A 12,384-nucleotide genomic window follows, 5' to 3' on the forward strand; every position below is an offset into this window, starting at 1 on the left:
ATTACATTTTTTTCTTTAAAATACCTTGCGGTTATGCTTCTGGGTAATTTGCCTTTTATTTAGTGCTTTTTATTATGCTCTTCGTCGTCTTTAGAGATTTCTTCTTCATCCTCTGGAGTAGCGATAATTCGCATTGCCGGTTCCTTTAGGGTCTCTTTATTGGCGATGCTCCTTTCTAGCGAAAGCAATAAAGAAGGTAGTAACAGTAAGTTAGAAAGCATAGCAAAAAGCAAGGTTGCTGAAACCAGACCTCCCAGGGCTACGGTTCCTCCAAAGCTACTAATCATAAATACTGAAAATCCAAAGAATAAAACGATCGATGTATAAAACATACTTACCCCGGTTTCCCGAAGTGCTGCATAAACCGAGCGTTTAATTTTCCAGTCGTTTGCTTTAAGTTCTTGCCGGTATTTGGCTAAAAAGTGAATAGTGTCATCTACAGATATTCCAAAAGCGATGCTAAATACCAAAATAGTAGAGGGTTTAATAGGCACGCCTAAGAATCCCATAAGTCCTGCCGTAATTAGTAATGGAAGGAGGTTAGGCACTAAAGAAATTAAAATCATCCTAAACGATCTAAACATCCAGGCCATCAATAAAGCAATAAGTACAATGGCTAACGATAGGGAAAGCACAAGATTGTGTACTAAATAAGTGGTTCCTTTTTGGAAAACCAGTGCCTTACCTGTCATGCTTACCTCGTATCGGTCTTCTGGAAAAATCTTATGGATTTTTGGCCAAAGGTTATCTTCGATTTTTTCCATTTTATCGGTACCAATATCTTTCATAAACGTCGTGATCCTGGCAAACTGTCCGGTAGAATCAACATAGGTATTTACCAGATCATCGTTACCTTTCATGTTTTTGGTATACGGTAAAATGAAGTTCTGTTCTTGCGAAGACGGTAATTGGTAATATTTTGGATTACCGTTATAATAAGCCTGTTTGCTGTATTTTACCAGTCGGGTAATGGAAAGTGGCTTTGATAATTCAGGTTCTTCGGCAATTAGACCTTCAAGTTCTTCTAGTCTTTTTAAGGTAGAAGATTTTAATACGCCACGTGGCCTTTTGGTGTCTACTACAATCTCTAAAGGCATAATTCCGTCGAATTCCTCTTCAAAGAACTTTACATCTTTAAAGAAATCGGCCTGCTGGGGCATATCTTCCAAAAGGCTTCCTGAAATCCGAATATTATAAATCCCAATAATGCTAATAGCTAAAAGACCAACAGCGGTAAAATATACCGCTATTCGATGATTTCGTACCGTTTTTTCCATCCATCCAACAAAACTGCCTATCCACTGTCTGTTAAGGTGTTTTAGGTGTTTCGACTTGGGAACTTTCATATAGCTGTAAATCACTGGAATGATTAACAACGAAAGGATAAAGATGGCCACAATATTTATCGACGCAACAATACCAAATTCTTTAAGTAACTTACTTTCGGTTAAAATAAAAGTTGCAAATCCTGAAGCTGTGGTGATATTTGTCATTAACGTGGCATTACCCACTTTAGCAATAACGCGCTGTAAAGATTTTGCCTGGTTGCCATGTTTTTGTATTTCCTGTTGGTATTTATTAATTAGGAAAATACAGTTAGGAATACCAATAACAATAATTAGTGGAGGGATAAGTGCGGTTAGAACGGTGATTTCGTAATGTAGTAAACCAATGGTTCCAAACGCCCACATAACCCCAATACACACGGTAACCATCGATATTACTGTGGCTCTTATCGATCTAAAAAAGAAGAAAAAGATAAGGGAGGTCACCCCCAAGGCAGCAACGATAAATAACCCAATTTCGTCAATGATGTTTTGGGAATTCAGTGTACGAATGTAAGGCATTCCAGAAACACGAACGTCGATACCGGTTTGCGATTCAAAGTTTTTGATCATAGGATCAAGGTTATCGATCACAAAATCTTTTCTTGCTTTAGAATTTACAATCTCTTTATTAAGATATAGAGCTGACTGAATGGTATTGGAATGTGCACTATATACCAGGTTTTCATAAAACGGAAGCTTGGTGAAAAGTTCGTCTTCGTAGGTTGCCAGTTGGAGGCTGTCTGGATTGGCCTCATTAATAAATGGCACCATCTCGAATCGCTTGGGATTTTCAAACTTTTCGAGCTTTTTTAAGTTTCCTATTGAAATAGCATAATCTACTTCTGGGAATTTTTGAAGACTATCGTTTAGGGCTTTCCAGGCACGATAATTTTTTTCAGTAAAAAGGGAAGAATCTTTTATTCCCATCACGATCAGGTTTCCTTCTTCGCCAAATTTTTCTAAAAAGGCGTTATATTCCTGATTTACTTCGTGATCGTCGGGTAGTAAGTTGGCTTCTGTAAAGGAAAACCTCATATATTTCCACTGCGAGGCAAAAAATGCAGTAGTGGCCAAAATGAGTAAAATAATGACAATCCTGTTACGTAAAATAAGGCGGGCAACAGAATTCCAAAAGCCGAACGTAAAAATCTTAGACATGCGTAACTTTTAAGCGCGCGCAAAGGTAACAAAAGACAACCTAAAAATCAGGTTTTTGGAAATTAAACTCGGCTAATTTAAAACTTGATGTTTAAGGTGAATTTAAAAGCTAAATTTTGGCTAAAACCGGGAAGATGATAAGCACCATAACGATAAGCGGTAGAAAGCCCAAAACCAGAGATGATTTTGTTGATTTCCAATCCAACTTCAGAGTAGGCCTGATCCAGGCTTTTAAAATCGATGTTTTGGTGACGATCCATGTGCCCAATATCACCAATGGCATGGCGACTTATTAATACAATTTCTGGTTGAAAGAAATTGGAGAATTTTATAGGTCTTAATTGATGCCTCATGTGCAGCATGGCAAGACGATCACTATAAAATTCATTATAATACATGGTTTCGAAACTGGTTTTTCCTGCTACCGAAAATCGTTTTAAAATCGCTTCCTGTCTCGACGAGTTTGGATAGGCGTAAAACGTATGGGTAAGTGGCAAAGTGCCGGTGGCATAATTTCCTTCTAAAATAAATTCGGTTCTGGAAAGGTCTAATCTTTTAATCGTGTATTCTAATTTTAATCCTGTTCTTAGAAAATTAAAATCGCCATCGGCAACATCGGCAAAGCCTTTATCGATTTGTGCCGTGATCCTTGGGAAACGACGCTCGATCAAAATAGAACTCTCTGGTGTTTTTAGATATTCACTAAATGGCTCCCAGCTAAAAGAGATTCCTGCGGTACTTATGGTATATTCTTGGTAAAGTTCACCATTATATAAAAATTCATAGTCCCTGGCATCAAAAACCTTGGTTTGGCTAAAACGGATTTCAGATGATAATTGTGGGGTTATGCGATGTTCTAATCCAGCATAATATTGTTTAAAATTGTAAAAGAAATTAATATTTACAAATCTGGGCTCAATTAAATAAAACTTTGGTGGCGCTTTTAAATAGTCAAAACTAGCTACTTCTTTGATATCTTTGGTATAGCCAAATTTTAGATTTGTGCCTGTTAGCTTATTTAAATAAATGCTGGTGTTAATGTTATATTTGATTTTCTGGTCTCCAAAACCGTATACAAAATAACCACCAATATTAAATTTATTAGAAAGATGATCATTGGTTTTTCCTCCAATACCCAGTCGGATCCCTTCAAAATTATTATACTTAAAAATTTTGCTGAGCTGTAGATCCCAAAAAGCGATGGGATAATAACCATTGGCCATTGCTTTTTTAACCTCGATCTTACGTTCAATATTACGGGTTTTGATAATGCTATCTACATAAATGGCAGTGGCTTCATCTTTACTCGTGTAAGGCTCTTTTCGGTTGGAGTTCCAAAAGGAAGGATCTCGATCATTGGCCTTTTGATCGACTACTATTTTTGCTGAAGTTTCTTCTCTTTGTGGTCTGGTGTTCAGTTGATAATCATAGTTTGCCGTAGTGGCATCAAGATAAAGATTGGTATCGATGGGATCTTTATTGAAGATACTTGAAATAGATAATCTACGCTGAATAGTGCCTAAAGAAATATTGCCGCCAAATACCGAAATGTCTTTTCCGCCGCTTCCGGGTCTTATTTTGATATCTCTTTTTTGAAGTAGCCAAACTTTTTCTGAAGTATTAAACTCGTAATCTTCATGGATTTCAAGATCGATTTCCCCAATTAATCGGGCTTCGGTTTTTTGGATACCGTAATTTAAGGTGTCTAAATAAATGACCCCTTCGAGACCGGCAACAACTTTTTCGCGTTTCGGCTTAAAGTATACCAGATAGGAAGGTCGCTTTGTATTTATAGTGTCTAAAATGCGATATTCGTAATTTCTGAAAGCATTTTTTGCAAGAGGGCCGGCGTATTCCGTTTGGAAAATAGAATACTCATCTTCATAAAACGAGGTGGGATAAATATCCAGGCTTAGTACATCGTAAATAGGCTTTTTAAAGCCGGCAGTTTTTAAACCTATCACTTCGTCTTTACCACCTTGTTTTTGGCTGTAGTTATGTTTTGTGACTTTTTCTGAGAGATATGCCCTGGCAACGTTTACAATGGTTGCGATTTCACTGTTTGTACTATCAGTAGCAAGCTTAACCGGGTTTTTGTCGTTGTCGATAAGAAATTTAGAGTAGGAGTAGTATTCAAATCCGCCTAAAGCCTTTCGTGGATCATTTATTTCGCGGTTTTTAATAGCTTTTTCGACAAGTCTGTTTGCAGGATTTCGGGGAGAAGAAATATAAACGGTGTTTAATTTTTCATAATCTGGGTAGAGTTGAAGCAGGACGGTTTTATTTTCTTCAGAAATGGTAAATTCACGGGTATAAAAGCCTAAATAGGAAACCGAAATTTTTAAGGATTCCTTGCCATTAAGATTAAGCTGAAAGCTACCATCAATTTTCGATAAAATTGGAGTGTTTTGTGGCAGGGTTATTTTAGCATATCCCAGAGGTTCGCCGGTAATGGCACTAATTACTTTTCCCGGGATTTGTTGTGCATTGGCAAGAAAACCGGCAATAATAAAAAGAAAGGTAAAAACTAATCGCATATATTATTCCTGGTGATGGGTTTGTAACAAGTATGCACAAAAAAAGCCAAATTAGGCTTGCTTACAAACAGTAAAAAGCAACCCCAATTTGACTGTATATAATAAAATTACTTCCATAGTTATATGGTCATAATTTCCTTTTCTTTAGCTTCTAAAATGCTGTCTATTTTAGCGATATATTTATCAGTAAGCTCCTGAATATCTGCTTCTGCATTTTTTTGAAGATCTTCAGAAACATCGGTTTTCTTTAATTCGTTATTGGCGGTTTTACGATCGTTTCTTACACCAACTTTGGCATCTTCAGCTTCAGATTTAGCTTGTTTTACCAGTTGTTTACGACGCTCTTCTGTTAACGGTGGTACGCTAATAATTACGCTTTCACCGTTGTTCATTGGGTTAAAACCCAGGTTGGCCTGTAAAATCCCTTTTTCGATATTGGGAATACTTCCTTTCTCAAAAGGCTGAACAGAAATTGTTCTGGCATCTGGAGCATTTACGTTGGCAACCTGATTTAAAGGGGTTAAAGAACCGTAGTATTCTACCATTACACTTCCTAGCATACTTGGGCTGGCTTTACCGGCTCTAATATTTAGTAATTGCTTGTTAAGGTGAGAGATTGCTTTTTGCATTCCTTCTTCAGCAGAATCTATAATTAATTCAATTTCCTCGTCCATGGTGTGTTATTTAAACTGTATCTTCTGGTTTTATAAATTTACTTTTGTTCCTACATTCTCTCCGGTAACTACCTTCATTAGGTTTCCCGGGGTATTCATGTCGAAAACAATGATTGGCAATTCGTTTTCCTGGCTAAGTGTAAAGGCGGTTGTGTCCATTACCTTAAGGCCTTTTCTAATCACATCGTCAAACGATATAAAATCAAATTTTGTTGCCTTTTTGTCTTTCTCAGGATCTGCGGTGTAAATGCCGTCCACACGTGTTCCTTTTAAAATCACGTCGGCTTTTATTTCAATCGCTCTAAGTACAGCAGCAGAATCTGTTGTAAAATAGGGATTTCCTGTTCCCCCTCCAAAAATTACAACGCGTCCTTTTTCTAAATGCCTAATGGCTTTTCTTCGTATAAAAGGTTCTGCGACTTCATTAATCTTAATCGCAGATTGTAATCTTGTCTGGATACCGGCGTCTTCTAGTGCACTTTGTAATGCCAGACCGTTAATTACCGTGGCAAGCATTCCCATGTGGTCACCTTGTACACGATCCATACCGCGACTAGCACCGGCAACTCCTCTAAAAATGTTACCACCACCAATTACAATCGCTACTTCTACTCCCTGCTCGGTTACAGATTTAACTTCCTCGGCATATTCTGCCAGTCTCTCGGGATCAATACCGTATTGGCGGTTTCCCATTAGTGCTTCTCCAGATAATTTTAAAAGAACTCTTTTGTATTGCATGGCTAGTTTTAAAGATGAGTGCTGCAAATATAGCTAATATCTTAATTTGAAAAATCTTATCAATTAAAATTCTAAATCTTAAGAATATTTTAGTATTTAAAAAGCTTGTCAAAGTGTCTTAAGTATTTAAAATGGCTGGATTTTTGTTATTTTCAGTTTTATAAAAATTGAAAAAGAAATAAAAAATGATCGGATATTATTTGATAGCAGGGATCATGTTTATCGTGAGCCTGTACGTAAGCAATAAACTTAAGAGTAAGTTTAAGAGTTATTCCAAAATGCACTTGCAAAACGGAATGAGCGGTAAAGAGATTGCCGAGAAAATGTTACGGGATAACGGTATTTATGATGTAAAAGTAATTTCTACTCCCGGAATGCTTTCAGATCACTATAACCCCAGTAAAAAAACAGTGAATTTAAGTGAAGGGGTGTATTCTCAAAGAAATGCTGCGGCAGCTGCGGTTGCTGCTCACGAATGCGGTCATGCCGTGCAACATGCAAAATCTTACGGTTGGTTAAAAATGCGAAGCGCGCTGGTGCCTGTGGTAAGTGTAGCTTCTAATTTATCACAATGGGTAATATTAGCCGGTTTGGTATTGCTTTATACCAGTACTTTAGGCCAAACGATTTTCTTTATAGGGATTGTGCTTTTTGGATTAGGGACCTTGTTTAGTTTTATTACATTACCGGTAGAGTACGATGCGAGTAATCGAGCTTTGGCCTGGTTGGAAACCGAAAATATGCTTACAAGACAGGAACATGATGCCGCGAAAGACTCGCTTAAATGGGCAGCCAGGACTTATGTAGTTGCAGCTTTAGGGTCTTTAGCAACCTTATTATATTTTATTGGAATATTTATGGGATCTCGCGATTAGATCTTTTTTTAAATAGTGGAATTTAGAAAGCAGACGAAGACCTCGTCTGCTTTTTATTTTTATAATCAATGGTAATTGCTGAATTATTTTAGGTGTTATACTTCATTATTATTTAATTTTGAATAATGTGCGATGATCTAAAATGCTCTAATGAACAATAAACTGTTTTTTTTACTGCTGCTATTTTGTTTTTTTAAACTGAACTTTTACGCCCAAAAGGATATTGCTAGACCTGTTTTTCGAGATTCAGCTCAAGCCTTTTTTTCGGGGCCTATTACCGAAAGTCGATTGGTTCCTCCAAAAGATGAACATAAAATATATAATCCCAGAAATCGTGGAATAAATAAAGTGGTACCAGGAAAAGGATATCCTAAGGGCGTTGATGCCGCTTTGCAAAGCAAAAAAGGAGAGATACCATCCAGGGCACCAATTTTAAATTTCGATGCGGTAACTACCCGTTCTACACCTTCAGACCCTACGGGAGTCGCTGGTTTAAACCATTATTTAAATGCCTGGAATTCGGCGTTTTCAATTTACGATAAAGAGGGGAATTTATTAATGCCTCCCGTTTCACTAGCGAGTATTGGCGGGGAGTTTGAAAATGAAACTTTAGGAGATCCTATTGTGGTTTACGATCAATTTGCAGATCGCTATTTAGTAAGCCAGTTTAGCGATACGCCGGAGAGTTTTTTAATTGCCGTTTCGCGTGGGCCAGATCCGGTGAACGATGGTTGGTACACGTATCGTTTTTCTACAAATAATGTATTGCCAGATTATCCTAAAATTTCGGTGTGGAGTGATGGGTATTATATTACTACAAATAAGAATTCGAATACGGCAGATGAAAGTCAGGTAATTTACGTGATGGAGCGTGACCGGATGCTACAGGGCGAAACCGCTCAGTTTGTTTCTTTTCCGTTACCGGGAATAGAAACCAATGGTTTTTACAGTCCGGCTGGTTTTAATGCCATGGGCAGTACGATGCCGCCCAGAGGAAATGCCCCAATTATTTATCTTCAGGACGATGCCTGGGCCGGAGTTCCAGAAGATCATTTAAAGATATGGCTGGTAAATGTAGACTGGGAAAATTTAGAGAATTCAACTATAGAGGAGTCTCAGGAATTAGGTTCGGCGAGCGGAGTTTCCCCTTTTACCGCAACTTTTGATGGTGGTGCTTTTAGCAATCTATCGCAACCGGGAGATACCCCAGAGATTGATGCTTTACAAGCTACGATGATGTATATGACGCAATATCGAAGATTTGCAGATCACAATTCGGTAGTCATGAATTTTGTGGTAGATGTAGATCCTACTTTGGCCGAGCATGCCGGGATTCGCTGGTACGAGTTGCGCCAAAATAGTGATGGCGGTAAATGGAGTGTTTATCAGGAGGGGACTTATGCACCCGATAAGAGTGACCGCTTTAGCGGAAGCATCGGTATGGACGATCAGGGAAATATAGGTTTAGGTTTTACTGTTTTGGATGATAGTCCCGGCAATCCTATTTATCCTTCTATAAGATATACGGGTAGATATGCCAATGACGAATTGGGCGTAATGACGCTAGAAGAACAAAGTTTGGTAGAAGGCCAAAGTCCTAATCCTAGTTCTAGGTATGGTGATTATGCGCACTTAACGGTAGACCCAGCAGATGGAATTACTTTTTGGCATAATGCTGAATATTTTAAGGGACAAGACAGGATTAACCATATTGGTGTTTTTAGATTGGCTTCAGAATTAATAAGAGATGTGGGAGTTACTGAAATTGTATCACCTAACGATGCGACATTGGGAGCAAATGAAAAGATAACAGTGAAGATAAGGAACTTTGGAGTAAGAGCACAATCTGAGATTCCTGTAAGTTACCGTTTGAATGGCCAGACCGTCACAGAAGTTTATCCAGAAAGTATTGAAGGTTCTTCTTCTGTAGATTTTACTTTTTCCAAAACCGCAGACCTTTCTGAAGTAGGACGATCTTATGAAATTGAAGTACAAACAAATTTGGATGGAGATCAAAATACAGTGAACGATACAATTTCAAGGGTAGTTAGAAACCTTCCGCCTCGCGATGTTGGGGTAACTGCTATTAATGCTCCTATCACTTCAGAAAATCTGGGCACAAATGAAGAAGTATCCATAATCATCGAAAATTTTGGGGGCGAAACACAAAGCAATATTCCTGTTTGGTATCAAATAGGAAATAATAATAGGGTAGAGGAAACCTTCCCGGGGACTATTAATGTTGGCGAAAACGAGGTCTATAATTTTCAGCAAACCGCAGATCTTTCTGTAAATGGTCGTTACAGGTTAAGTTCAGGAACCAACCTTCAGGAGGATTTTGATCCTTCAAATGATGTAGAAGAAGCTTCAATAGCTAACCTTAATTGTATTCCAGAGGGATCAGATTGTGATTTTGGTGATGGGATTTCTTATTTTCAGTTGGGCGATATTCTAAATGAAAGAATTCCCTGTAATAATGGTTATGGTGATTTTGTAAGTTCTTCAACCAATTTAGACCGTTCTCTGCAGACTTTTACAGTAACCTTAGAAACTTATTTTCAGGCAGAAGCCGATGAAGAAAAATTTTCTATGTGGATAGATTTAGATGATAATGGCGAATTTGATGATGACGAGCGCTTAATTACTTCAAAAGCCTTAACCCAGCCAAATACATCTTTTGCTTTCGATTTTAGTCTTCCGGATAATGCACCTTTGGGCCAACATTTATTAAGGATTAGAGCAGGTGATACCAGATATGATGGCGATTTAAATAGTCCCTGTGATGTGATGACGTATGGAACTACTCATGATTATTCAGTAAATATTACAGATAGTAATTTAGATATCAAAGATTTTATCCTAAACGATGCCGAACTTATGGTGTTAGATGAATATAACGGGCATTATCGCGTTGTTTTGGAAACCAGTTTTGCAGAGCCGTTACGTATTACAGTTCATAATGTGCTAGGGCAGAAGATGCTGGAAAATAAAGTTGAAAACACTGGTGATGGCTATGTTTACGATTTAGATATGTCTTATGCTGCACGTGGCGTTTATCTGGTAAGAGTAGGCACCCGGAAAGTAGGAAAAGTGAAACGGTTTATCGTGAAATAAATATACGCTTATGTTTAAAAAATGGTTCCTTTTACTCGTATTTACTTCTACCTTTTTCTTTTCTTTTGGGCAAGATTTGAAGTTTGGTGATAAAGCTCCAGAGATTAACCCCGAAGAGTGGTTTTATACTGAAGATTACTTTGAAAATATTTCAAAACCAACCTTAACCATAGTAGATTTCTGGTTTACGCATTGTGCCCCTTGTGTGGCAACGATTCCAGATTTTAATCAAATAAAGGCTAAATATCCTTTTATAAAAGTTATTTCTATCACATTTGATGATAAAGAAAAAGTTGAAGAATTCTCCAAAAAAGTAGCTTTAACCTACCCGGTGGGAATAGATTCAGAAAGAAAAATTATCTCAGCATTTGGGGTTCATGGCTATCCAACAACCTTCATCATTAACGAAGAAGGAAGGATAGTCTGGGAAGGATACCCAGTAGGTATTCAGAAAAAATTAGAAAAAATTTTAAAAAATCAAAATAAGTTAATTCCAAAAGAATTTCAAGATCAAACTAATAACATCTTAAGGCAATCTAATCAAGAATCTTATAGTTTTTCTTTAAAACCTCATGATATTGGTATGGGCGCTTCATCATCTACTAATTTAACAGGTACCGAAGCAATTTTATTGAATAAAAACCTAAAGGATATTTTATTTAGGTATTTTGGGATAACTTCCGCAAGAATCCATTCTAGTGATTTAAATATAGAACAGGCGTATGATGTTAAATTAAATATGAGCAAGCCTGAGGTCGATGGTAAGAATAGTTTAACGCTTTTAAAATACAACCTTTTAAAAGAATTAGATATTCATTTGCAGGGGCGGGATGTAGAAGATAATTATTACAATTTAATAATCTTAGATAATTCAAAATTGGTGAAATCTGACGATAAATTTTTTGGGGAAGGAATTTACCGTAATGAGTATTGGAAAGCAAGAGGAGCAAAATTAAATGATATAAAGAATTTTATCGAAAATTATTATAACAAATTAGTAGAGTTGAAAACTGAAGATAATACACGCTACAATTTTACTTTACCCATACATAATTGGGAAGCCTTAATTTCAGAATTAAAAATAACCTATGGTATCGAAATGGAACAAGCTTCCGGAAAAATGATAGTTTATGATATTCTTAAAAACTAATTAAAGGCCTTATTTTTGCCCAAAATCGATAAAATGAGAATAATTTCCTATAACGTAAACGGAATACGAGCAGCAATACGAAAAGGCTTTTTAGATTGGATACAGCAGGCGAATCCAGATGTAGTGTGCCTGCAGGAAATAAAAGCCCAGCCAGAACAATTAAATTTAGAAGATTTTACCGATGCCGGTTATCCTTATCAATATTGGTATCCTGCAAAAAAGAAAGGATATAGCGGCGTAGCGATTTTAAGTAAAACCGAACCTAATCACGTAGAATATGGTACGGGAATCGATTATATGGATGATGAAGGTCGAAATATAAGAGCCGATTTTGGTGGTTTATCGGTAATGAGTTTGTATCTGCCTTCGGGAACTAATATCAATCGTTTGGAGCATAAGCTTCAATATATGGACGATTTTCAGCAGTATATCGATCATTTAAAACAACAACTCCCTAACCTGGTTATTTGCGGGGATTATAATATCTGTCACGAGGCAATCGATATTCACGATCCCGTTCGGCTTAAAAACGTTTCAGGATTTTTACCGGTAGAGCGAGAATGGATCGATAATTTTATGAAAAGTGGGTTTATAGACAGTTTTAGGTATTTTAATGATGAACCCGATCACTATTCCTGGTGGAGTTATCGAGCCAATGCACGGGCCAATAATAAAGGTTGGAGAATTGATTATAATTTAGTAGCATCACCTTTACAAGAAAAATTAAAACGTGCCGTTATATTACCAGAAGCTCATCATAGTGACCATTGTCCTATTTTGGTAGAGCTGGAATCATAAAAAAATACGAAA

At 37.1% G+C, this 12,384-nt stretch carries 8 protein-coding genes; 4 read left to right on the plus strand and 4 right to left on the minus strand.

The annotated features are described in order from the left end of the window. Positions 1 to 59 precede the first annotated feature (59 nt). The 4 genes from L1967_RS10685 to pyrH form a co-directional block, all read right to left on the minus strand. A complete protein-coding gene (locus L1967_RS10685; RefSeq protein WP_249601618.1) occupies positions 60 to 2,486 on the minus strand; it encodes an efflux RND transporter permease subunit in 2,427 nt (808 codons plus the stop codon). 77 nt (positions 2,487 to 2,563) lie between these two features. Then, on the minus strand, positions 2,564 to 5,023 hold the full coding sequence (locus L1967_RS10690; RefSeq protein WP_249601619.1) for a DUF5686 family protein: 2,460 nt from the start codon (positions 5,021 to 5,023) through the stop codon (positions 2,564 to 2,566). Positions 5,024 to 5,142: 119 nt separating this feature from the next. Continuing rightward, positions 5,143 to 5,697 carry a ribosome recycling factor gene (gene frr / locus L1967_RS10695; RefSeq protein WP_249601620.1) on the minus strand — a complete coding sequence of 185 codons (555 nt, stop codon included), beginning with the start codon at positions 5,695 to 5,697 and terminating at the stop codon, positions 5,143 to 5,145. Between the two features lie 30 nt (positions 5,698 to 5,727). Next, positions 5,728 to 6,435 carry a UMP kinase gene (gene pyrH / locus L1967_RS10700; RefSeq protein ID WP_249601621.1) on the minus strand — a complete coding sequence of 236 codons (708 nt, stop codon included), beginning with the start codon at positions 6,433 to 6,435 and terminating at the stop codon, positions 5,728 to 5,730. A gap of 185 nt (positions 6,436 to 6,620) precedes the next feature. Between pyrH and L1967_RS10705 the strand changes: the two genes are divergently transcribed. The 4 genes from L1967_RS10705 to L1967_RS10720 all read left to right on the plus strand — a co-directional run bounded on the left by L1967_RS10705 (position 6,621) and on the right by L1967_RS10720 (position 12,372). Next, positions 6,621 to 7,310, plus strand: a complete 690-nt coding sequence (locus L1967_RS10705) for a zinc metallopeptidase (protein WP_249601622.1) — start codon at positions 6,621 to 6,623, stop codon at positions 7,308 to 7,310. 150 nt (positions 7,311 to 7,460) lie between these two features. Then, a complete protein-coding gene (locus L1967_RS10710; protein ID WP_249601623.1) occupies positions 7,461 to 10,424 on the plus strand; it encodes a GEVED domain-containing protein in 2,964 nt (987 codons plus the stop codon). 10 nt (positions 10,425 to 10,434) lie between these two features. Continuing rightward, the gene (locus tag L1967_RS10715; protein WP_249601624.1) at positions 10,435 to 11,574 is read left to right on the plus strand and encodes a TlpA family protein disulfide reductase; all 1,140 of its coding nucleotides are present in this window, start codon (positions 10,435 to 10,437) and stop codon (positions 11,572 to 11,574) included. A 33-nt stretch (positions 11,575 to 11,607) separates the two neighbouring features. After that, positions 11,608 to 12,372 (plus strand): exodeoxyribonuclease III, encoded by a 765-nt coding sequence (locus tag L1967_RS10720; RefSeq protein WP_249601625.1) that lies wholly within the window; start codon positions 11,608 to 11,610, stop codon positions 12,370 to 12,372. Positions 12,373 to 12,384: the final 12 nt, after the last annotated feature.

It is taken from the genome of Zunongwangia pacifica (genome assembly GCF_023499215.1).
Lineage (GTDB): Bacteria > Bacteroidota > Bacteroidia > Flavobacteriales > Flavobacteriaceae > Zunongwangia > Zunongwangia pacifica.